The 22,017-nt window shown below is 55.8% G+C and carries 18 protein-coding genes and 2 pseudogenes; 6 read left to right on the top strand and 14 right to left on the bottom strand.

The genetic code is table 11. The features are described from left to right. Positions 1-43 precede the first annotated feature (43 nt). Positions 44-1,051: a glycoside hydrolase domain-containing protein gene (locus AB1E33_RS15965; RefSeq protein WP_372578271.1), complete on the top strand. Its 1,008-nt coding sequence runs from the start codon at positions 44-46 to the stop codon at positions 1,049-1,051. 446 nt (positions 1,052-1,497) lie between these two features. Here AB1E33_RS15965 and AB1E33_RS15960 read toward each other — a convergent pair whose 3' ends face one another. Beyond that, the gene (locus AB1E33_RS15960) at positions 1,498-4,539 is read right to left on the bottom strand and encodes a LamG-like jellyroll fold domain-containing protein (protein ID WP_372578270.1); all 3,042 of its coding nucleotides are present in this window, start codon (positions 4,537-4,539) and stop codon (positions 1,498-1,500) included. A 448-nt stretch (positions 4,540-4,987) separates the two neighbouring features. On the opposite strand from AB1E33_RS15960, the pseudogene AB1E33_RS29595 reads away from it, so the two are divergent. Both AB1E33_RS29595 and AB1E33_RS15955 read left to right on the top strand, forming a co-directional pair. Then, a pseudogene (locus tag AB1E33_RS29595) lies at positions 4,988-5,146 on the top strand (IS3 family transposase); the annotation flags it as partial. Positions 5,147-5,158: 12 nt separating this feature from the next. Then, a pseudogene (locus AB1E33_RS15955) lies at positions 5,159-5,402 on the top strand (IS481 family transposase); the annotation flags it as partial. Here the strand turns inward: AB1E33_RS15955 and phnE (AB1E33_RS15950) are convergent. From phnE (AB1E33_RS15950) to AB1E33_RS15890, 13 genes are all read right to left on the bottom strand, one after another. Next, a complete protein-coding gene (gene phnE, locus AB1E33_RS15950; RefSeq protein WP_372578269.1) occupies positions 5,399-6,214 on the bottom strand; it encodes a phosphonate ABC transporter, permease protein PhnE in 816 nt (271 codons plus the stop codon). The pseudogene AB1E33_RS15955 and the gene phnE (AB1E33_RS15950) overlap by 4 nt on opposite strands. Then, entirely contained in the window at positions 6,214-7,035 is an 822-nt protein-coding gene (gene phnE / locus AB1E33_RS15945; RefSeq protein ID WP_372578268.1) for a phosphonate ABC transporter, permease protein PhnE, read from the bottom strand. Before phnE (AB1E33_RS15945) ends, phnE (AB1E33_RS15950) begins: the two co-directional genes overlap by 1 nt. Beyond that, on the bottom strand, positions 7,032-7,826 hold the full coding sequence (gene phnC / locus AB1E33_RS15940) for a phosphonate ABC transporter ATP-binding protein (RefSeq protein WP_372578267.1): 795 nt from the start codon (positions 7,824-7,826) through the stop codon (positions 7,032-7,034). The genes phnE (AB1E33_RS15945) and phnC overlap by 4 nt, the downstream gene beginning before the upstream one ends. A 60-nt stretch (positions 7,827-7,886) precedes the next feature. Continuing rightward, entirely contained in the window at positions 7,887-8,861 is a 975-nt protein-coding gene (phnD, locus tag AB1E33_RS15935; RefSeq protein WP_372578266.1) for a phosphate/phosphite/phosphonate ABC transporter substrate-binding protein, read from the bottom strand. A gap of 611 nt (positions 8,862-9,472) precedes the next feature. Continuing rightward, entirely contained in the window at positions 9,473-10,405 is a 933-nt protein-coding gene (locus AB1E33_RS15930; protein ID WP_372578265.1) for a 2-dehydro-3-deoxygalactonokinase, read from the bottom strand. A 1-nt stretch (position 10,406) separates the two neighbouring features. Further along, entirely contained in the window at positions 10,407-11,582 is a 1,176-nt protein-coding gene (locus tag AB1E33_RS15925; RefSeq protein WP_372578264.1) for a mandelate racemase/muconate lactonizing enzyme family protein, read from the bottom strand. Continuing rightward, complete coding sequence (locus tag AB1E33_RS15920) at positions 11,579-13,039, bottom strand: NAD-dependent succinate-semialdehyde dehydrogenase (protein ID WP_372578263.1); 1,461 nt, start codon at positions 13,037-13,039, stop codon at positions 11,579-11,581. The genes AB1E33_RS15925 and AB1E33_RS15920 overlap by 4 nt, the downstream gene beginning before the upstream one ends. Positions 13,040-13,046: 7 nt before the next feature. After that, complete coding sequence (locus tag AB1E33_RS15915; RefSeq protein ID WP_372578262.1) at positions 13,047-14,666, bottom strand: GMC family oxidoreductase; 1,620 nt, start codon at positions 14,664-14,666, stop codon at positions 13,047-13,049. Next, positions 14,663-15,115 carry a hypothetical protein gene (locus tag AB1E33_RS15910; protein ID WP_372578261.1) on the bottom strand — a complete coding sequence of 151 codons (453 nt, stop codon included), beginning with the start codon at positions 15,113-15,115 and terminating at the stop codon, positions 14,663-14,665. The genes AB1E33_RS15915 and AB1E33_RS15910 overlap by 4 nt, the downstream gene beginning before the upstream one ends. Before the next feature lie 9 nt (positions 15,116-15,124). Next, positions 15,125-16,345 carry a sugar ABC transporter permease gene (locus AB1E33_RS15905; protein ID WP_372578260.1) on the bottom strand — a complete coding sequence of 407 codons (1,221 nt, stop codon included), beginning with the start codon at positions 16,343-16,345 and terminating at the stop codon, positions 15,125-15,127. Beyond that, positions 16,335-17,150, bottom strand: coding sequence for an ATP-binding cassette domain-containing protein (locus AB1E33_RS15900; protein WP_372578259.1), 816 nt, complete (start codon positions 17,148-17,150; stop codon positions 16,335-16,337). Before AB1E33_RS15900 ends, AB1E33_RS15905 begins: the two co-directional genes overlap by 11 nt. Positions 17,151-17,162: 12 nt before the next feature. Beyond that, entirely contained in the window at positions 17,163-18,377 is a 1,215-nt protein-coding gene (locus tag AB1E33_RS15895) for an ABC transporter substrate-binding protein (protein WP_372578258.1), read from the bottom strand. A 1-nt stretch (position 18,378) separates the two neighbouring features. After that, positions 18,379-19,146: a FadR/GntR family transcriptional regulator gene (locus tag AB1E33_RS15890; RefSeq protein ID WP_372578257.1), complete on the bottom strand. Its 768-nt coding sequence runs from the start codon at positions 19,144-19,146 to the stop codon at positions 18,379-18,381. A 784-nt stretch (positions 19,147-19,930) separates the two neighbouring features. Here AB1E33_RS15890 and AB1E33_RS15885 point away from each other — a divergent pair. The 3 genes from AB1E33_RS15885 to AB1E33_RS15875 all read left to right on the top strand — a co-directional run bounded on the left by AB1E33_RS15885 (position 19,931) and on the right by AB1E33_RS15875 (position 21,952). Next, the gene (locus AB1E33_RS15885) at positions 19,931-20,128 is read left to right on the top strand and encodes a hypothetical protein (RefSeq protein WP_372578256.1); all 198 of its coding nucleotides are present in this window, start codon (positions 19,931-19,933) and stop codon (positions 20,126-20,128) included. A gap of 805 nt (positions 20,129-20,933) precedes the next feature. Beyond that, positions 20,934-21,155, top strand: coding sequence for a hypothetical protein (locus AB1E33_RS15880; protein ID WP_372578255.1), 222 nt, complete (start codon positions 20,934-20,936; stop codon positions 21,153-21,155). A gap of 218 nt (positions 21,156-21,373) precedes the next feature. Then, positions 21,374-21,952: a helix-turn-helix domain-containing protein gene (locus AB1E33_RS15875; protein WP_372578254.1), complete on the top strand. Its 579-nt coding sequence runs from the start codon at positions 21,374-21,376 to the stop codon at positions 21,950-21,952. Positions 21,953-22,017 lie beyond the last annotated feature (65 nt).

The raw sequence follows: 22,017 nt of genomic DNA, 5'->3' as shown, positions 1-22,017 counted from the left end.
CTGACGAAGTTAGCGTGGCGGTGGCTACATTTCAGGAGGGGTGATGCAGGTTTCACGGCGACAGATGTTGGCAATGGCAGGTGCAGGATTGGTCTGCCCGTCGGCATCATCTGCGCAGTTGTTGCCTTCGTTTATTCCGATAACGGTGATTGATGCCGCGTTTGATATGACCCGCCGTAAGGGCATGATGGATATGCTGGTTGAGCGGAACGTACGGACTGTGTTCCGGTACTATGCTTACAAAGATCAACCCGAGCGGAACCTGCCACACAAAGTGCTGCGCAAACACGAGGCGCAAGCGTTGTGGGAGGCCGGAATAAACATCGGCGCGGTTTTTCAGTACAACAATGACAAGTTGGAAAGCATCACAGCTGAGCGTGGGAAAGCAGATGCCGAACATGCGTTGGAGTATGCGGAAAGTGTGATTGGGCAACCTAGAGGATCAGCCATTTATTTCGGGGTTGACGGCAGTTGGAATGGGGCAGCGCAAATAGCAGGGGTCATGGCCTATTTCACGTCTGTGCGTTCGGCGTTTCAACAGGGTGGCAGCCGCTACCGTGTTGGGGCTTACGGGTCCGGGCTGGTTTTGGGACGGTTGTTGGACGCAGGACTGGTTGATTTGAGTTGGCTGGCCTTGTCGCGCGGGTGGCCGGGCACGCGGGAATTTTATAATTCCGAGCGGTGGAACCTGTTCCAGTTTTCACATCATCTGTGGTTTGGAAAAAATCAGGTCGATGGGAATGTTGTCAATCCGATGGCCGCTGATATTGGCGACTTTGGGCGCAAAACTACGGCAGAGCCACAGGGTTTTGCGACGTCTTTTCTACTGAAGGATCAGTTCTATTTTTCGAATGTGCGTAAGGCGGAAGTTTTTGAGAAACCGAGCGACAAATCCAAAGTCGTGAAGACCCTGACACTGGCTTATAACCCAATCGTATTGCAATCGGCGGACGGGTGGCACGCGGTGTCGCTGGATGGCACTGATCGGATTGCCGGATATGTGAAATCGGAGGTTTTGGCACCGTCCGATCAGATGCCAACATATAAGTGATTTGCAATCGGTATCAGGGGCTTTTGTTGGCCAGAAAGACCAGAAGTTGCAAATTCGGACAGCGCGCCTCGAACGGCAGGAATGTCACATTCACACGATCCTGACTGACAATGGAATCCAGTTCGCCGAGCAGCTACGAAACAACAACATCACATTCAGGAAGATGCGGTTCGACTTGATCTATGAAGCAAAAGGCATTGTGCACCGGCTGACCAAGCCGAACCACCCATGGCCCAATGGCCTGGCCGAGCGCATGAACCGCGCCATCATGGGCGCAAAGCTCAAATTCCGCAAATATGACGGCCAAGATCAGCCCCGAGACCATCTCTCCACTATCTGCAGGTGCTCGACGGGCACACGCCCCAAACACATATCTGAAGAATCTGGACAGCGGAGCTAGATCTATTCATCCCAAATCCGATCCAGCAGAAACCGGAACTGAACAGCTAGAAGATGAAATCGCTTGCCTCCAATTCGGCAGATCCTACACCAAGAAGCGTCATAGAGTTCCCGGCGCCGTCGCTGATCAAAGCATCTATGGGGCCCGTCAGATGACTGGCTTGCAGATCGCTGAAGTCGGTGATGGACGAAACACCCGAAAGGTCGATCCGGTCACCCGGGCCAAAGTCAATCACCTGATCGACGCCGCCCGAGAAGATCACAACATCCGCACCTGCGCCGCCTTGTAGCGTGTCATTCCCAATGCCTCCGTTAAGCCAGTCTTCACCTGCGCCTCCCCAAAGCGAATCATCACCAGAGAATCCAAACAGCGTATCGTTGCCGACACCTCCAGAGACTGCATCATCGCCCCCGCCGGCCCATAACTGATCATTGCCATCGCCACCGCCGACAGTGTCGTTGCCATTGCCAGCATAGATCGTATCGTTACCGCCGCCTGCGTAAACTAAGTCGGCACCGTTGCCGCCAGTCAGTTCGTCACTTCCGACGTTGCCGTATACCGTGTCATTGCCATCGCCAGCCGAAACCGTGTCATCACCATCACCAGCGCGGATCTCGTCATTCTGCGACCCCGAGCCGACTTTGTCGTTACCGTTGCCACCGTAGACGGTGTCGTCACCCGAACCGCCCCAAAGTTCATCATCTCCATCACCGCCTCCGATTTCGTCAGAACCGAACCCGCCTCCAACCGTATCGTTGCCAACGCCTGCATAGAGTGTGTCGCTTCCCTCTCCACCGAGGATTACGTCATTTCCGTCAAGCCCGCTCACGTAGTCGTTGCCAGCACCGGCGTCGATGAAGTCGTCACTCGCGTCACCTTGCAGAACATCGTCGCCGTCGGTTCCTGATGCCTCCCCTGGGTTCGACCTGGCAGCAAGCAATTCCGAACTCTCCAGCTTTCGATCGAATATGGCAAAGTCGCTGATCGTGCCGTTGAAATGGCTGTAGACACGGTCGTTTTGTCCCGGAGTAGCACCCCAGCCATTTGCACCGACTACCAGATATTCCTGGTTGCCCGTAAGATTTAGGACGACGTCCGGATCGAAAGCCACCCTTTGCCCATCCATCAGGATTTCCACACCGGCTCCGTCGAAACTCAGCGCGAAATCGTAAGTCACGCCCGCCTCAACAGCTCCGCCAGCTTTGACATAATATGACCTTTCTGTGTCCTGGACTCGGACATGGATGCTGCCATTCTCATCGAGATACGCGGTCACATGGCCGCCGCCCGCATTTCCTGATGCATCCTTTGAAAACAGCACCTGATGCTCGATCAGCTTGTCTGCTGCGAAACGGAAGAGGATCGTTCCTTGGGATAACTCCATCGCTTGAGAATGTTCAAAAGACAGTGCCGCACGCGCCTCTTCACTGAACTGATGGCTATCCGTGATTCCGAAGACTGGTTTTGGGAGACCGTTGATATTGAGGTCGTCTCGGGAAGGGAGGTCGCCGGGCCGTGCGATGCGGCCGGTGTTAGTGCCGCTGGTGACCGGCTTCAGCGCCTCGTTCAGGTCGTCGATCGTGTGCACGATGCCGTAGGCGGGTTTCGCCGTGTGCTCGATATCGGATTCCTTGACAAGATCGCCATAGACTTTGATCTTGCCCAGCCAGTCATCGTTATGCGCGCCGCCATTCTTGCCCTGATCGGAGTAGAGCGCGATCACCGAGTGATCCATCACACCGTCGCCATTGGCGTCTCCATAGGTGATTGAGGCGATCTCGGTCGTGTGTCCTTCGATGACAATCCGGTCGCCCTCGTCGCGGTCGTAATCCAACACCACGTCATTGCCGATCGCATCGACCCAATGGTCATGCAGTTTGTCGTTCTCGCCCGCGACCCCATGCCAGTTGATCGAGCCATCGTCGCGCGTGTGCTTCTCGATATAGCGCTCCTTTGCGTTGATCAGGGTCTGGAAATAGAAGATATCGCTGCCCTCGCCGCCGTGCAGCACATCGTCGGCCGGAATCGGCTGATCGGGATAGAGCTTGCCATTGGTCAACTCGCCCAGCGGGTCGCCCTCGTCGCGGTTCGGATCATACCGGATCTTGGGCTCGCGCGCGTCCGCCCGGCTGATCAAAAGGTCGTTGCCATGACCGCCATACAGCGTGTCCTCGCCATGGCCCCCATCGAGGATGTCGTTCCCGGAGCCGCCGTTCAGCGTGTCGTTGCCGTAAGCGCCCTGCAGGATATCGTCACCCTTCCAACCCGCAACAGAATCATTGCCGAAACGACCGTTGATCCCGTCATTCGCGGCACCACCATTCAGGGTTTCACCGGCGTTCGTGCCCGTAAACAGCGCCGGCATCGTGGCGAAATGTCCGTGATGGTCAACACCATGATCACCTAATATCTCCTGGAGCGTCTCGGACCCGTGATGCAGGTCGCCCAGCACCGGCAGCAGATCCTCCATGGCGGCGGCCATAGCGGCCGCATCTTCCAGCGCCGGATCGGCTGCCGCGGCCAACGACAGCAGTTGGTTTTGCGCAAGCTGCTTGTTGAAGACCATCACATTGCCGATCTCGCCTTCGAAGAGCGAATGCGCGTCGTCCTGGTCGCTGTCGCGCCATGCCCGGCTGCCGCCGATGACCAGAGACCGGTTATTCCCGGCGATCCCGCCTGTCCATTCCGGATCCGCCGCAACAAGCTCCCCGTCGAGCCAGATCATCAGCCCGTCCGCGCCAAAGCTGAGCGCCAGGTGATAGGTCTGGTCCTGAGCCAGAACCAGATCGGGAACCCGGAGCCATCGCGTGTCGCCGCCGTTTTCCAGCGTCACGATCAGGCTGCCGTAGTCAATCCAGACCGAGAAATGACCATCTTGCGTTCCATCCCCATCCTTCGAGATCAGCGCCGACTTGCCTGCCAGATGCGACGAGGAAAAACTCAGCCCGATCGTCCCGGACGACAACGCAAGTGACCCATGATGCCCGGCATCCATGTAATCGCCGTCCAGACCGCTGAAAGTCCTAGTACCATTGATGGAAAAAATGGGCGCTCCGTATTGGTTGCCCGCGCTGTTGCCCGATGTCATGTTCACCATCTCCCGTCCGCTAGCCAGTTTGATATGCACAAAATGAGAGGATTGTTTGACCTAGGGGCATCGTCAAAGAGACGAAACCGGAAGTCGGCGACTTCTTGCCATGGTTGCATTATGCCGTTGGCGAAAAACAGCTTTCTGACATCACACGCATCAAGGCCAGTCGGGCATGTGGCAAAAAAAGGTCAGAAGTTAGACTTTTGGTTGTGGTTTCGACCCCTTCAACCTGGCGTTCTCCTCATCCAGCGTCTTCAGGCACTTCATCTCAGACTGTAATCCGTCACGGTTTTTGAGACAGGCAGCATAGTTTTGCTGAGCGATTGTCTTTCGCTCATCGTAATCCTTGAAACGATAGAAAATGAGAACGAGGACTGGGCCGAATGGATCGGTCGACAACCTTGTTAAAGAGACCAAGCGTAAGACGCGTCGGAAGTTTTTTGCAAAAGAGGGGATCCGGATTGTTCTGGATGGTCTGGCGTGGGAGTGTTCGGTTTCTGAGCCTTGCCGTCGCGACGGGGTCGCGGTGACCCCTTATTACAATTGGTCCAAGGAGTTCCTTAAAGCTGGGAGGAAGCGTCTGGCTGGTGACACGGAACGAGCCAGACGTCGAACCACCCGTGGACCAAAGGTCCGCATGAACCGAACCATCATGGACGCAACCGTCAAGCGCTACCACTGAGCGCCACGAGCAGGTGCAGCGCCACCTCGCCGACTTCCTGGACGCGTGCATCTACGCTCGCCGTCTCAAGATGCTCAACGGCCTAACTCCGTAGGAATACACCTGCAAAATCTGGACTTCAGAGCCAGAAAGACCCGTCGTTGACCCAATCAACCAAATGCCGGGATTGGACACCTAGATAATCGCGCCGCGTACTTTTGCGGACACCCATTCTGAAATGACAACGGCGGCGAGGATCACCAACAAGATCAGCGATACTTGCGGCCACGCCAAAACATTAAGTGACGATGACAGCTGCAACCCTATGCCTCCTGCTCCGACTAGGCCAAGCACGGTGCTCTCGCGGATGTTGATGTCCCAACGAAACACGGCGATGCCAGCGAAAGCAGGCAAGATTTGCGGCACAATTCCGTAGGCCATGACCTGCCAGCGCGATGCGCCTGTGGCGGTGATCGCTTCGACCTGGGTCGCGTCGATTTCCTCGATGGCTTCGTAGAGAAGCTTGGCACAGAACCCGATCGAGCGGATTGCAATGGCGATCACACCAGCAAAAACACCCGGGCCAATTATCGCGATCAACAGAAGCGCCCAAATCAACGAGTTGATCGAACGAGTCGAGACGATAATCAATAGCGCAATGGGCCGAATAAAAAGGGCTGAAGGTGTGGTATTGCGGGCTGCAAGAAAGGCGACAGGGACCGCCAGGATAAGCGCAATGATCGTCCCTAGTGTCGCGATGTTAAGCGTATCCCAGATGGGCCTGCCAAGCTGGGTAATATACTCCCATTTCGGCGGGGTGGCACGGGTCCAGATGTCATTTGCGATCCGGGGCGCATCCCAGACGAAGAACCATGTGGTGGACTCCGAAATCTGCTGCCAGCAGTAAGCAAATATCGCGACTCCGGCCAGCCACATCAACCAATGCGTCAGGCTTTCGCGCTGCGTGCGGCGCTGCCAAACCTTGAGGCTTCCCTGCTTGTGCACCGGCATTACTGCACCCTTGCCCGGATTATCCCGGAGAGGTACTCCAGAGCCATGACAATCACGATTATCAGTATCAGGATCGCTGCCGCCGTATCGTATTCATAACGGTCAAAGGCGGTGTTTAGCGTCGCCCCAATACCACCTGCGCCGACGAGTCCCAGAATGGCACTTTCGCGAAAGTTAATGTCAATGCGGTACATGGAAAGTCCAATTAGGCGCGGCATGACCTGCGGCTGAACTCCATAGTTAATCCATTGCAACCATTTGGCACCGGAGGCCTTGATAGCTTCGGCCTGAACTTTATCCATACTTTCAATATCTTCCGCCAAAAGCTTTGACAGGAAACCGATGGTAGCGAAACTAAGTGTCAGGAAACCGGCCAAGGGGCCGAAGCCAAAGATGGCGACCAACAGGATCGCAACGATGATCTCCTGCAGCGCGCGCGAGATCGCGATTATGCTGCGGCAAACCAAATAGACCGGCAATGGCGCAACGTTGCGAGCCGCACCAAGCGCAATTGGGATCGATATCGCGATACCAATAACCGAAGCAGCGACGGTCATGATGATGCTTTCCAGCATCCCCTCATAGATGTCGCCCGATCGGGTGGTGAAATCCGGGCTGGTGAAGGCCAGGACGAAGGCCTTGCCACGTGACAGTCCCTCATAGACACGCGCCCAGTTGACGTCGATGGTCAGGAAGGCAGCGATCAAATAGACAACGAAACCCAAAGCCAGAGTCCAGCGAAGCCAGGGGCGCTTGATAAACGGTGGTTTCTTCCACGGTTTCCCGATCAGGGTTTCAAGCTCGGTCGCTGATCCACTCATTCCGCAGCCTCGATTTCATCTTCGTCGTCGACCTTTTCGATAGTCGCTTCCCAGTCTTCCTCGCCGTAGATGGTGGTCAGTACCTCTGGCGTCAGAGCCCCGGGCGAACCGTCGAATTCGATGGCACCAAAACGCAAACCAATGACGCGCTGGACGAACATCTGCGCAAGAGCGACGTCGTGGATGTTGATGATGGCGGCCAGACCGCGTTCCTTGCAGAGTTCGCAAATCAGTCGCATGATCTGGCGTGACGTCTTGGGATCGAGCGAAGCGGTTGGTTCATCAACCAGCAGAAGCGCAGGGTCTTGGATGAGCGCACGACAGATACCGACCCTCTGTCGCTGACCGCCGGACAATTCATCTGCCCGTTTGTCGGCCATGTGGGCAAGGCCCACGCGGTCCAGCAGGCGGAACGCTTCGTCAATATCGGATTGCGGGTACTTACGCAGAAAGCTGCGCCAGAATCCCACGTAACCAAGTCGACCTGACAGCACGTTCTCCATAACCGTCAGACGTTCGACCAAGGCATATTCCTGAAAGATCATGCCCATTCGGCGACGTTCCTTTCGCAACGCGGCTGACGACAGGCTGGTCAATTCGGTATCGCCCAAATAGACGTTGCCCGAGCTTGGCTCGACCAGCCGATTGATGCATCGGATCAGCGTGGACTTGCCCGCACCCGAGGGACCGATCAAGGCCAGCACTTGACCCTCCGGGATCTCCATATCAACCGCCTTCAGGGCCTGGTCGCCAGTCTTGTACGTCTTCACAAGCTTCTCAAGCCGCAGCATGAAGCCACCCCTCAAATTCATACAGGAAGGGGCGGACCGGATGGTCCGCCCGACCGGGATCTAGTTGCAGGAGTAGCTGACACCGTTGGCCGAGTCGATTTTCCGGATGACTTCCCAGAAATCTTTGTAGTTCATGTCGATGAACTGGCCTTCATTCGATTTCTCGAACTCTTCCTTGAGCTTGGTGCCGTCCCATTCGAAGCTGAAGAACGCGTCTTTGATTTTCTCTTGCAGGTCCGGGGTCAGATTGTGGGCGGTGCCAAATCCGGTGGTTGGGAAAGTTTGCGATTTGTAAATCGTTATGACGTCGTCTTCCTTGATAACGTCGCGACGGATCATGCGAGACTTCACCGAGTTAGCAATCGATGCCGCCAAGTAATCCTTGTTCGCAACACCCAGAATTGAGTTGTCGTGCTTGCCCGAAAAGACCGGTTCGAAATCACGCTCCGGCAGCATGTCGAAATCACCCTTCAGAATTGCCGAGGGTGCCTTGAACCCCGAATTCGACGTGGGCGAGGTAAAGGCCAGAGACTTGCCCTTGATGTCTTCAACGCTTTCGATGCCCGAGCCGGGATAGGTGATGATCTCCATCTCGTATCCGAAATGGCCATCAAGAGAGGCCATGATGGTGAACGGGCGGAAGCCAGCACAGTTTACAGCCAGTGGGTTGGATCCGGTGTTAAAGCCGGCAATATGCAAACGTCCAGAACGCATCGCCTCAATCTGTGCGGCATTGTTCTGAACAGCGAAAAATACGACGTCCTTACCAGTTTTCTCAGACAAGTGGTCCATGAAACCTGCCCAGACCTCTTTGTAAACTGCGGGATCTTCGACCGGCGTGTAGGTAAAAATCAGAGTGTCTGGATCGACCAGATTGCTTGGATCACTGGGGATGTCGGCAACAAGGTCGCCATCCACATCACAGTAGCGCTCGTCAAGATCACCCCGCGGGCAGTCTTGTGCCACGGCGGGACCTGCAAGAGACAGCGCAAAAGCAAAGGCTACGCCGGACAAAAGTTTATTCATTATTTTCATTTATGTTTCCTCCCAGGCCAGCAGGCTATCTGCGTTAGGGAGATATTCAAGGTGTTTCTGCGGGGCTTTCAACCAACGTAGATATAACGGCTCGTCTATTCTCCTATCGATCCCACTCTGCTGTTTCGGTGTTGTCTTGTTGGGGGCTCAGGATTTGGCTACGGCGAGGTCAAAGTCGCTGAGATGGAATTGGCCAAGTGTGGAATCGACACTGTGATTGAAAAGACGTTTGGCAAGAGGCCTGATTGGGCAACGTAGCGATAGGCCTGACCATTCCAATTGTTAGCGCAACCTTGCCCCTACTCGGGGGTAGAGGGTAGCTGAAGTATTCGAAAATATGGGCTGAGGCTGCGTGTCCCCGTTAGTGGGTGACCGACCGCTCCCCCGGCTGTCCTTTTGTGATTCCGCGCGGCCTTGAAGGGATCAAGAGCTTTCGTCTGACAACCGAGCAATACTACATGCTGGTTGATCCCTCTAACGAAGTATTGCCCATTGCAACCTTTGGCTCGCGAAAGGTTGTAGTGGGTCTTTTTGCGTAGCAGTCCAAAAAATAGAGCCAACCGCGACGAAGCTCTGGCGGGAACAGTGGACCAAGAATTCCCAGCGGTTTACTAGGACTGCGGCACCTTGGCATTGTGCGTATTTAGCTGCTGAGCGAACAAAGACAGGCCCGCGAGCGCAGATGCGTCTGCTTCTATGATCGCAATATCGCGTCCGGCGATCATGAGCGCAGAACAATACGCTTCGGCAAGGGGACCACTGGCGACCAGTGATACTAGAGCGGATGTATCCCAGTTGATTCCGGCGATCTCCTGTCCAATCAACAACCCCGAAAGCCTCGATGAAAAATCTCTTTGGTCTGCTTCTGGGTCTAACAATGCTCTGGCTCGTATCGAGAACAGTTTGTGAATTGCGGAAGTCGGTTCGTGCAGCACTTCGAGGACTGCGCTTTCAAAAGCTGGTGTTTCGTAGAGTTTCGTTCTGATGCCACCGCAAAATTCAGACAAAGTGGACTCGGTGGACAGGAGTGCAAACAATTCTCCGGTCATTACGGTCTGCCAGGTGAACAGATTGCCATTCTCGATCCTGCACCATTTTGAGTGCGTCCCCGGAACGCAGAAAACACCGTCCTTTGCCCCATTCGATATGGCTCCGAACAAAAGAGTTTCTTCGCCGCGCATCACGTCAAAACGCCCTTCGTTCGCTATGCAGACGCCTGGCAGAATAGTGCAAGCATAGGGTCCGGCAGCGACACGTGCAGAATTGCGAACAATATCCTTCTGGGTGGCTGGCACCGAGACATAAGGCACCTCTTGCCAACCATCGCGCGCGCCCGCCATGCCGCAGATTATTACCGGAATCGAACTGGGAATGTCTTTTTTGCGCAAGGTTTCTTCAAGGTAGGGAGCAAACTCGTCGCGCTTGAGCTTGGACATTCCCTTGTCACTCTTGTGGATTTGGAGCGGTTCTACGTCGGGTCTGCAGTGCCAAGCTCGAAACGAGCTTGTACCCCAATCGACGCCGACAAATTCGAACGCAGTCATGTCAGCTATACCCTCCGCTTGAATAATGTTTGATGAAGTCACGGTTCGGCTCCACACCTAAGCCGGGACTGTTTGGAATTGCGGCAAATCCACCTGTCTCCGCTACCTGAGACTGAATGTTCAGCGGTTCCGCGAGCAATTCGTCCCGGAACTTGTTGTCGGTGGTGTCGAATTCAAGCATTGGCTCCCACGGAAAGAGCCCGCCTGGCAGGGGCGGCATGGCAGCAAGCAGGTGCATATTGGTCGCCACAGCGACGGCTGAACCCCAGACGTGGTTCACGACGGGAGTAAAATGTGCGTGGCACAAGGCCAGAACGCGCAGATATTCTGTGATCCCTCCAAGAGCGCAAACTTCAGGCTGGGCGATATCCAATCCCCGGCTTTCCAACAGCGCGCGCCATCCCCATCTGTTGAACTCGGCTTCTCCGCCCGAGATGTTGACGTTCAAACCGGCACGCAGTTCCCGGTATCCATCAAGATCTTCCGGGGCAACAGGTTCCTCAAACCAATAGGGGGCGAATTCCTCCATCGCGCGACCCACATAAAATGCATCATGTGTCGTATAGCCGTGGTTCGCATCGATCATGAAACGGTAGTCATCGCCGACGCCCTTTCGCACAGCCTCAATCAGGCGCACGTCCTCTTTCGGGCCAAGCCCCACTTTCATCTTGGTCGCGCAGAATCCCATCTCCCTGATCTCGGCAGCTTCGTCGGCGAAGCGGGAAACCAGACTGTCAGTGCTCTCAGGTCGGAGCATCATGCCATAACCGTAGACCTGAATACGGTCGCGATGAGTGCCCCCGATGAGCTTGTGCAGGGGCAAGCCCGCGACTTTACCAGCGATGTCCCACAGCGCGATGTCGACACCCGATAGTGACTGTAGCGGCATCCCCTTTTGTCCGTGGTCGCGCATCAGATTGTAAACCTTGTGCCAGATCACATCGCGATCCAGCGGATCCATTCCAAGAACCATTGGCTGGATCACCAGTTCCACGATCCCCTTGTTGGCCAGGGCGATGTTGCCCGCGCCAAAGCATTCACCCCACCCCGTGACGCCTTCGTCGGTCTCTACTTCAACCAGGTGCGCTGTGCGCTTGTGATAGTATTGCTGAGAATAACCCAGTGGCTCTGGCAGGTCGTAGCTTAGAACATGGCTGGTGACGCGGGTAATCTTCATGAGTTCAACCCTCTAAATCCGGTCGCATTGAGGGCGCGCGTGATCCGCTTTTGCACGAGGTATTCGTGTAACGCGAGGTTTGAGCAATCATGCCCAATACCCGACTGGCCGATACCACCATGCGGTAGATCGATATCGTACTTCACCCCATTGATTTGAATTTCGCCGTAGTGCAGATGCGCGGCATAGTGTTCAGCCCGGCTTAGATTTCGGGTGAACAGGTAGGCCGTCAGCCCGCCTTGCTCGCAATCATTGGCCATTTCGATCAACCGGGTTTCATCCGCGAAGGGGATCAGGCTAACGATGGGGCCGAATGTTTCCTGCCGGTAGACCCCCATCGTTTCGGTCACGTTATCCAAAACTGTTGGTGTGATGTAATGGCCCTTGTTCAGGTGCGGCGGTCTGTCCCCGCCGGCGAGTAGGTTCGCGCCATCTGCAATTGCATCGTCAATCAATCCCTTGATGCGCGTCCATGCGCGATCGTCAATCAATGGGCCGGTTGTTATGTCGGCTGTCTTGTCAAAACCCACCTTCGCCGATTTGGCGCGCGCAACCACCTTTTGCGTGAACTCGTCTCGCACTGTCTCGGCCACAAAGACCCGGTTAGGTGAGACGCAAATCTGCCCAGCATTGGAGAATTTCACGCCGGTCACGATGTCAGCGGCCAGATCCAGATCTGCATCCTCAAACACGAGCACCGGCGCGTTGCCGCCAAGTTCCATCGAATAGCGTTTGATGGATGTGGCACCGGTACGTATGATGTGTTGCCCGGTCTTGGTCGACCCGATCAAAGTCACTACTTGCGGAATGGTCGAGGCCGTCAGAGTGTCCGCGACGTCGTAACCATCGGTGCAAAGAATTTGCACCACACCTTTGGGCAAACCGATTTTTGCGCACAGCCACCCCACCGCATAAGCAGAGATCGGAGTGGCCTCGGACGGGCGGAGAATGATCGGGCACCCCGCTGCCATGGCCGGGCCAATCTTGAAAGCCAGATTCAGCAGAGGGAAGTTCCACGCGAGATATGCCACAGCCACACCTGCGGGTTCATATACCATGCGATGGGCATGGGTGCCTGCCCGGTCGGCGAGACCATAGTCCTGAATGCGGGCAATTTCCTCGGCATAGAAGTCCAGGGATGCGACCAGCCTGTCCCAGTCCTCATGCGTTTGTGCCCATGGCTTTCCCATTTCCTGATGCACGCAATCTCGCAGAAATTCTTCATGGGCAATCACTGCATCCCGCAGCCGTCGCATCCACATCTGCCGATCCGCGATCGACGTTGCAGCCCAGGTAGGGAAAGCGGCCTTGGCGGCCTGCAACGCGCGCTCGGCATCCTCGAAACCTGCTGTGGTTACAGTAGCGACACGCTCTTCGGTTGCGGGGTTGAAAACCTCTTTTTGACCACTGCCGATGACCAATTCGCCATCGATGTAGATTTGTGTTGGAAAGCCCATCGTTCCCTCAATCAAACAGCGTTTCGATGTTGGTTTTAATCTGGTCGCCGATATAGAGCGCCAGCGCCTGGATCGTGGAGGTCGGGTTCACCGCTCCAGCGGTGACAAAAATCGACCCATCGACGATAAAGAGGTTCTTCACATCATGGCAGCGCCCCCATCCGTTCACCACGGAAGTGTCGGGATCATTGCCCATCCTGCAGGTACCCATCTGATGCCAGCCTGCCCGCCACCAAACCTTATCGTCACCTTTTTGAAGGATGCGCTTGGCTCCGGCTGCGATCAGAACCTCCTTGGCGCGTTCTTCCCCATGTCTGAGCATGGCGCGCGTGTTGTCTCCTAACCGATAAGTGATTTTTGGCGCTGGAATGCCGTCGCTGTCAGTGAGTTCGGGATCAAGCGTGACGCTATTTTGCTCTTCGGGTAAGTCTTCCGTAACTACGGTGAGACCGGCGAGATAAGGATAGACGTCATCCATAATCTCGCGGTGCTCCGCCCCCCAGGGGATGGGGTTGTCGATCCCATACCCGCCAAGCGCGTAGGTCATCGGCGTGGTAGAACGCCCCGAATGCAGACCGTAGCCTCGTACAAAGCCACGGGTGGCGTCGCTCTCGTAGAATTCCTGAGAGAGGATCGAACAGGCCATCGGCCCTTCGTGCCCTTTCATCGGTTCGTCAAAAACGCCCGCAACCCCCGTGAGAGGATGAAACATCAGGTTCTTCCCGACCTTGCCGGACCGATTGGCCAACCCTTCTGGAAACATTTTGGATTTGGAGTTTAGCAGCAAACGAGGAGTGCCAACGCCGTTACACGCCATGAAGACCAGTTCGGCCTTTTGCTCATACACCTGTCCGTCGACCCCATGATAGAGCACACCGGTTGCGAATCCTGTGGACTCGTCCACAAGAATCTCACGGACGCGCGCATTGGTGCGCAACTCGACTCCCGCGTTTTCGAGCATCGGCCAATAGGTGAAATTTGTCCCACCCTTGGCGCCTGCCGCACAACCCAGATCGCAGGTGCCGGCGTTCACGCATTTCTGACGGCCGTCATCATCTTGACTAAGGATGGCCACATCAGACGGCCACCAATGCCAGCCCTTTTCGTTGAAGCCGCGCGCCAGCGTCCGCCCCAGCTTGCCTATCGGGATTGGCGGATGTGGCGGTGTATAGTCTGGATAGGCTGGGTTTCCTCCAAGCCCGGACACACCCGTGTTGCGATCATTCATGTCATAGAACGGTGCAAGCGTGTGGTAATCGACCGGCCAGTCCTCGCCCACGCCATCCAGTGATTTGGTTCGGAAATCTGACGGGCGCATGCGTGGCCAGTGGCCAAGGAAATTGATCGTGGACCCGCCCACGCCATTCCAGTTCACCGGAGTGATGCAGCTGTCATCCGAGTTGATCGGATAGTCCTGCTGCAGTTCGCGCACATTAGGGTCACAAGAAAACGCACCGTAGCGTGCAAGTTCATAATCCTCGCGTCGCGAAGGGAAATCCGTGTCTGGAAGATGATCGCCCTGTTCAAGGCATAAGATGCGCATTCGCGTTTCCAGCAGCGACCAGGCGATTGCAGCGCCCGACGCCCCTGCGCCAATGATCAAAACATCCACTGGTTCGTGACTCATGTCTGACCTCCTGCCGGATCGCGAAACACCGGACCGCGGGCACGAACTGGTGCAGTCAGTTCGTTCAAGAGTTCAGGGGTTTCGCGCGCAACCTCATACCCCGCAGGGTGTACGGGATGTGCACCAACCCCAACCTTGGCGCGCATGTCCGGACGGCTGTAGTACCCTTTATAGGTCTCAACCAACAGCAGCTTGAACGCCTCGGGCAATTCGGATTCCAGCTGTTGAACGGTATCGGGAGTAACATCATCCGACAGTTCCCCGGCGCGGGAAAGCAAGGCGACGAGTGCGCTCTTGAAAAAGGGAGCATGCGCAGCCGCCTCCGTGACAAATGTTGCCACACCAAGTTCACCTGCCGCCGGGATGTTTCGACCAGGATTTGCGGGGATAAGTACATCAAGGATTGCATCAAGTGCCGGCTGTGGATCGATATTCGTATGCTCAGACATCAATCGCTCCTATCTTCCATTTCCTGTGCCCGGACGGGAAAGCGCATCGATTGCAACGGCCAAAAGCAAGATGGCGCCAGACACCATCAGCTTGTCAGCCGCACTCGCCCCTGTCAGGTCCAGCCCGTTGCCGAGCGACCCGATAACCAGCGCGCCCAGGATTGCATTCCAGACCGATCCACGCCCGCCAAACAGCGACGTGCCGCCAATCACGGCGGCGCCAATCGCTTCAAGCAGAAGTGAACCGCCGGCGAAGGCTGTGTAAGAAACGGATCCGTAACGGGAAGCCCCAAATATCCCTCCGATTGCCGCCATGAGCCCAACTATTGCAAAGGCGGAAACTCTTAGGCGTTTGACTTTCATACCGACGCGTCGCGCGCTTTCTGCATTACCGCCAACAGCAAACAGGGATCGACCATAAGGTGTGCTGGTCGTGATCCAACCCAGAAGAGCTGTGATTGCGACAAGCAGCACAAGTAGCAACGGCAAGGAGCGATAGGCGTTGAGCGTCAAAACGACCGCCACAACGATAATGGAAAAAGCGATCACCTGACCCCACAACGCCAACGGGCTGTCCTGCTCCAGGCCAAGTGTCTTGCGTCGGGATTGCTTGCGCAGGTTGGCGTAGGCAAACATCCCTACAACAGCCAACCCAAGCACAATTCCCCACAGATCCGGGATAAGAACCCGGGCGATGCCACGCACGAAGGGATCACCGACGTTCAGGTTTCCAGTCGGCAGGATCTTTTGCATCAGGCCCTGATACCCAAGCAGCCCTGCGAGCGTAACGACGAAAGAAGGAATGCCGACGTAAGCAACCAGCAGGCCCTGTGCGGCCCCCATAACGATGCCCACGAAAATCACGATGATGCACGCCAACCAGCCCGGCACGCCGCTCAGCACGAGAACCCCTAACAATGCTGCGCAGACCCCCGCCGTCGCGGCTGCAGAGAGGTCAATTTCGCCAAGCAACAATACGATAGTGATCCCTACCGCCAGCGTGGCAATCACCGCAGATTGCATGAACAGGTTGTAGATATTGCGGGGACTTAGAAAGATCGCACGAAAGCTGTCTGCTTCCCCGTTCATTAGATCAAATAGCGGCAGAACAAGTCCGAAATACCCCCAGATTGCTGCCAACGCGAGGAGAACAGGAACAAAGGCCCCAAACTGGGTCTCGCGCATAGCGCTGAACCGATCGAGAAACGTCATTTTGGCCTCAGGCTGCATTGCCGTTCTCCGTGTCCAAACCGCGTGTCATGGCGACGACAATTTCATCCGGGTTCGTTTCTGAGGTTGTGTAAGTAGCGACGTTGCCGCCGTGGCGCAGGACCGTGATCCGGTCTGAAACTTCGAAAATATCACGCATGTTGTGCGAGATGTAGACGACTGCGTGGTCCGTTTCGCGCAACCGCTTTACCACCTCCAGCACCTGGCGGGTCTGCGCAACTCCAAGCGCGGCTGTGGGTTCGTCGAGCATCACGACGGTGCTTTCGGTCCCAACAGCCCGTGCAATCGCAATTGCCTGGCGCTGACCACCTGAAAGACCGCCGACCTTGGCTCGAACCGATTGCAAAGTGCGCACCTCAAGCCTGTCGATTGCTTTTTTTGCCTTCACTTCCATTTCCAGATCGTCAAGTGGGCGCAGAAGGCGCGGCAGGAACCGCCAGCCGGGTTTAACGGTTTCAGCCCCCAGGGACAGGTTGGCTGAAACATCCAGATTTTCGCACAGAGCAAGGTCCTGATAGACGATCTGAATGCCAAGCTCGGTTGCATCATTGGGCGAGGTTACTTCGACGGGCTTGCCATCGAGCAAAAACTCTCCATCGTCGGCAAGATGCGCTCCGGCGAGCACTTTCATCAGCGTAGATTTACCCGCTCCGTTGTCTCCGACAAGGGCCATCACCTCACCGCGCGCGACCTCGAAATCAACACCGCGCAGGGCGTGTACTCCGCCAAACCGTTTTTGAATCCCACGCACAGCAAGGTGGGCTGGTGGGGCAGCTTGCCCCACCATTTTGTTTTCAGACGTCATAACTTGACCTTGTTACTTGCAGAAGTCGGTTGCGGCTGCTTCGCCTTGGCAAACCATATCTTTGGTGATCGACGCATCGTTCTCGATCACGTAGGCGACACCTTCTGCGGCAATGGCCGAGTACGAGCCAACAGGCACATAAGCCACTTCTGCACCGACACCATTGGTTACGGTTTGTGGCGCAAGATCAGAAAAGTCTTCACCGTTCACCAGACGTACCGTGACCTGTGCTGCAGCGGCGGCCATGTCTTCAAGCGGGCGCCAGCCGCATTGGGTCTGCTTGCCCAACAACATTAATTGTTGCGCCTGAACCGTACAGTCCAGACCAGAGACCGGCACAGTGCCAGCCATACCCTGTTCTTCCATAGCAGCTATGGCAGCACCGGCGTTACCATCATTGGAAGAGACGACACCCTGAACATTGTTGTCGAGTTGTGTCAGCGCCTGATCCATCGAACGACGCGCGATTGCGGGGTCCCAGCCTTGCGTCCAGTTCTCGTAGCCCATGACCCTTGCGCCACTCTCAAACAGCGGTGTGAGTGCGCGTAGCTGACCGTTGTGGATTACCGCCGCGTTCGGATCGGTCGGCGACCCTTTGAGCAAAACGAGAGTATCACCATCTTTGGTGTTCTCGATCACGTGGGTTGCCTGATCGAACCCCATACCTTCCAGATCGGCCTGCACCCAGAACGTTGTGTTGGGTGAATTGATCATCCGGTCATAGGCGATCGTCGGGATACCTTCTTCGGCAGCCGTATCCGCAATGATGGCCGAGCTTTCCCCGTCGATGGGGATGACAACAAGAACCTTTGCGCCTTGAGTCAGCGCTTGTTCAGCCTGGCGTTGCTGTGTGGCGGTATCATTGTTGGCATTGAACACCTCAACTTTCACGTCGGGTGCAATCTCACCCATGGTGCGCACAAACGCCGCCGCATCCTGCTGTTCCCAGCGCGGATTCACGTTCTCTGGAAGCAGCAGAGCAACCATATCCTCCGCTGATGCTGTTCCGGCCGGCAGCAACGCAGACGTCGCGACAGTTCCAGCCAGCAGGCCTTTCGAAAGCTTTGAAAACATCATATCCTCCTCGTCGATGTTTCTGGCGCATTGCGCCGGATTATCTGGTGGAGTTCTCCCGTTTATTCGGGCCAACCTGACGACACGAGGCTGGGTAGAAGCATGTCTCGTGTCGTCTCCACTATCCCGACCACCTTTCCGGGCAGTGGACATCTCATCCCTCTTGTTCGCTTGCGCCACGGTTTGCGTTGAAATCCGGCAAAACACCTGAAAGGCGCTCATAGGTATCGGCCAGATGCTCTCGCATCGCCGAAGTGGCTGCCTGACTGTCGCGAGCCTCAATGGCCTTCAATACTTGCCGATGCAGCGGCAGCGATCGTTTGTTTTCGCGTGGATCGCTGTTTGTCACTTTGATTGAGCTCAGGAGAGCCGAAAAGATCACACCCTCCAACGCGATAAGCACTTCGTTGTTTGCGGCACGCAGGACAGAACGGTGAAACAACGCGTCTGCGACCACAAAATCTTGGATCGAGGTCGCCTGCTCCATGTCGTGCTGTGCATTGCGAATGTCTTCGATTTGTTCGGATGTTGCCGTTTGCGCTGCCCAACCTGCAGCATTGGGCTCCACCATTTGCCTTACATCCATCAGTTGGCGCAGGAACTCGGGTTTTGGTTCAATGCCCTGATGCCAAGCAAGCACATCGTCATCCAGAAGATTCCAGCTTGCACGCCGCCGCACGCGTGTCCCACTGCCACGACGCACCTCCAGTAGCCCCTTGCCCACCAGCAGTTTGATCGCTTCCCGGACAACCGATTTGCTGACCCCAAAACGCGTACACAGCTTGTTTTCGTCATCGATCAAACCGCCTTCAGAGAAATGCCCGGCGACAATGCGCCGCCCAAGTTCACGGCAAACCTGCGTCGCAAGGCCAGGCGCTACACCCGCTGTATCTTTTAGGTCATAATATAGAAGTTCACTCATAGGATGATTTTAAACATCTGATGTTTCGATTGTCCAGATGTTTTATCGCCACGTCACCGCTCCCTGCAAGATGAGAAAGTACGAGTGATGCTTAAGTGTTTAAAAAAATGTTGTTATGTAGCCTCGCCAAGGTTGCCCATGGCATCCAGTCCTTGGACAGCGACGGGGTTGCTGCAGGGCAAATGGGCTTTGAAAAGGAAGCAGGAATCATGAACCAGTTCTTCAGACTAGCTGTGCTAATTTGTAGCGCAACATTTCTGGCAGCCTGTGATACCGGACCGAATGGATTTGGCACCGCGCCTCCGGGTGTGTCACAGGCCGATTGGGACGCACAACAGCAGGCCAAGCGCGAAGCCTTTCATAAGTGCATGAGTGGTTCCAGACCCGGCGGAGGTTCCGGGGGGTGCTACGCGCTCAGGTGAGACGATCCAGACCAGCACTACGTCCTTGTCATATTCAGTGCCCTGGATCGGATCGCAGCAGGCCTCTTGGCAAGCCCGACCGGCCTGTGACGGCGCGCGCTGAATGATACTTAAGTCAACACCTGTCGACGTTGCGGTATACGGTACGACTTTAGTTGACCGCCCACATTGTGGGTTCGCTACAACTTACCGCGACGCTTTCCTCACTTCTGGTTTTCCCAACGTCTTGAAAGATGCCCGGATTCCTGTGTCAGCATCAGTTTCGACCACAACAAGCTTTCGTCAGTGCGACCTAAGGAGCAGTTTTTGAGGAGAGCCGTCAAATATAGTATCATGACTTCATGCTATCCAAGGAGTGCAGAATGCCCCAATACAACGATATGTTCGAGCTTTCGGTAGACGACATGGACCTGATCGAAAGGTCGTTGCGGAGCCTTACCGAGGCTTTGCCGTCACAAGGGGCAGAGGAAACAGAACGCCAAGTTCACGATTTATTGGGACGGTTGCACAACCAGAAGATCTTCTATCGGCCCAGAGACGGCGTTTATGTCGGTGGATAATCGAAGTACATTGCGCGTTGATGGAAATTTAGAATGAGCGGCCGATCAGGTCAGTGTGTGGCATGCGTCTGGGCTACGCATCGCGACTGCAAAGCCGTCAACAACAAGTCATGACCGATGTGCGGTGATCCTGTGTACATTCAGGGCGAAGACCGTCTGGCTGTCGTTTGGTTTGTGTTGGCCGTCGTTGCGTTCATGGTCGTTTTTGGGACAGTCACCATCACCTTGTAGTTGGACCGCATCCTGACCGCCAACCATACATACCGTTTGCGCGACCTTGCCCTGACTCGGGAGTAGAAGCCGCCAGCAGCGGTCGAGGCCTGAAGCGAGGATGCACGTCCCGTTGCTGAATTACATCCCGTGCCCGGTGGCCAGCTTCTGATCGAAGCGCTGCCTCACAAGCGAAACAGGGCGCATCTGCGTTCCATGAAAGTTTGGCTTATGTGATATTGTTCACTGCATCCGCCCCGATGTTCCTGCTAACTCGTTAACCATTGTTGAACTGCTCAGTGAGATCACCATGAAACTCAGTGCTTTGGAAGTTATCTGCATGTTTTTGGCGAGCGGCGTAGCCGCCTCGGGCTTCGTTGGGGCCGCAAACGCTCTGATTGCCGCAATATGACCTTGGCTCGGTTGCCGCCGACGGTCACGCCTCGACCTTTCGCTGCAACAATGAGCGCTATTTGGCGCGATTGATCGTCGAAGTGGCAAGAATTGGTAGAAACTTGCCAAAATACGGGAACGACATTGACGAAGCAAAAAACATGTGTCCAACAAGTACCCAAGAGAGAGAACCCGGATATTCATGCAGACACCATTTCCACAAATCTTAACAAAATCCCTGAACGCGCTGGACGACCAGGCCAGATGTGCCGACGCGGTGCATCTACTGTCAGAATCCCCTATTCCGCGGGACGTGGCCGAATGGCTGTCTGAGACGGTGGAGAGACTCGTGCGCGACGACGAACTGGCGCTGGACCTGCATGTTTGCCTGTCTATGGCCTCGAATGGCAATGCCCACGGATAGCGCTTGCGGGTCTTGGCGCCGACGCTGATCCAGTCTCGCCCAAGCACCCTCCCATGCCATCCTTGGCTGCGCTAACCGCGAATTTAGGCAAGGCCAGCGATCCCCTTGGCAGATGGCCCTTGACGATTTTTCTGAAGCTGGCACTGATTGAACCCGCAGGGCTGCAGGTCAATCCCGCAGCACCAATGCCCCTGATTTCATGATCGGCAACACAGGCAGTGGCTAAAAAGACGGATACCGAAAGCGAGGTCGGCCAGACGCTGCAGCGATTGCGGCTTGAGCGTGACCTGACGCTGGCCGATCTGGCCGGGCGAGCGCAGATATCGACCGCGATGATCAGCCGGATCGAAAACGGTCACGTTTCACCCTCGCTTGGCACGCTGCAATCGCTGGCGGACGCATTGGATGTTTCGCTGATGGCGCTATTCGCGCATTCGGATCTTGCGGCGGATGTGCATCACGTCCGGGCCGGGGATGGGCTTCGGGCCAGACGCATCACACCGGGTCACGCCCATGACTACCTGCTCTTGGGCAGGCATGGCGGGCCCGGCGGTACGTTCCAGTCCGCGCGGGTCAGCATTTCTCGTGAGGATTCGGGCGTTCTACCCACCTACCAGCACGAAGGGCATGTGTTTATTTTCATGATCGAGGGGCGCGCAACCTATCGCTGCGGCGCCGAGGATTTTGCCATGTCGGCGGGCGACACGCTGAGCTTTGACGCCAAGCTACAGCACGGGTTCCAAGAAATCCTGACCGACCGGATCGAATTCATCACTGTCTCGACGCGCCCGCAATAACCGCGCCCTTCTATAGTGATGTGGCAAATTCTGTGACCTATCCATAATCTGATGCTATGAGTGGG

The sequence above is a fragment of the Ruegeria hyattellae genome (genome assembly GCF_041537925.1).
GTDB lineage: Bacteria > Pseudomonadota > Alphaproteobacteria > Rhodobacterales > Rhodobacteraceae > Ruegeria_C.
This window is presented reverse-complemented; position numbering and strand designations above follow the sequence as displayed.

Coding starts and splice junctions, on each gene's coding strand:
- AB1E33_RS15965 (WP_372578271.1), top strand. CDS start 44: ATGCAGGTTTCACGGCGACAGATGTTGGCAATGGCAGGTGCAGGATTG.
- AB1E33_RS15960 (WP_372578270.1), bottom strand. CDS start 4,539: ATGACATCGGGCAACAGCGCGGGCAACCAATACGGAGCGCCCATTTTT.
- phnE (WP_372578269.1), bottom strand. CDS start 6,214: ATGCCGGTGCACAAGCAGGGAAGCCTCAAGGTTTGGCAGCGCCGCACG.
- phnE (WP_372578268.1), bottom strand. CDS start 7,035: ATGAGTGGATCAGCGACCGAGCTTGAAACCCTGATCGGGAAACCGTGG.
- phnC (WP_372578267.1), bottom strand. CDS start 7,826: ATGCTGCGGCTTGAGAAGCTTGTGAAGACGTACAAGACTGGCGACCAG.
- phnD (WP_372578266.1), bottom strand. CDS start 8,861: ATGAAAATAATGAATAAACTTTTGTCCGGCGTAGCCTTTGCTTTTGCG.
- AB1E33_RS15930 (WP_372578265.1), bottom strand. CDS start 10,405: ATGACTGCGTTCGAATTTGTCGGCGTCGATTGGGGTACAAGCTCGTTT.
- AB1E33_RS15925 (WP_372578264.1), bottom strand. CDS start 11,582: ATGAAGATTACCCGCGTCACCAGCCATGTTCTAAGCTACGACCTGCCA.
- AB1E33_RS15920 (WP_372578263.1), bottom strand. CDS start 13,039: ATGGGCTTTCCAACACAAATCTACATCGATGGCGAATTGGTCATCGGC.
- AB1E33_RS15915 (WP_372578262.1), bottom strand. CDS start 14,666: ATGAGTCACGAACCAGTGGATGTTTTGATCATTGGCGCAGGGGCGTCG.
- AB1E33_RS15910 (WP_372578261.1), bottom strand. CDS start 15,115: ATGTCTGAGCATACGAATATCGATCCACAGCCGGCACTTGATGCAATC.
- AB1E33_RS15905 (WP_372578260.1), bottom strand. CDS start 16,345: ATGCAGCCTGAGGCCAAAATGACGTTTCTCGATCGGTTCAGCGCTATG.
- AB1E33_RS15900 (WP_372578259.1), bottom strand. CDS start 17,150: ATGACGTCTGAAAACAAAATGGTGGGGCAAGCTGCCCCACCAGCCCAC.
- AB1E33_RS15895 (WP_372578258.1), bottom strand. CDS start 18,377: ATGTCCACTGCCCGGAAAGGTGGTCGGGATAGTGGAGACGACACGAGA.
- AB1E33_RS15890 (WP_372578257.1), bottom strand. CDS start 19,146: ATGAGTGAACTTCTATATTATGACCTAAAAGATACAGCGGGTGTAGCG.
- AB1E33_RS15885 (WP_372578256.1), top strand. CDS start 19,931: ATGCCCCAATACAACGATATGTTCGAGCTTTCGGTAGACGACATGGAC.
- AB1E33_RS15880 (WP_372578255.1), top strand. CDS start 20,934: ATGCAGACACCATTTCCACAAATCTTAACAAAATCCCTGAACGCGCTG.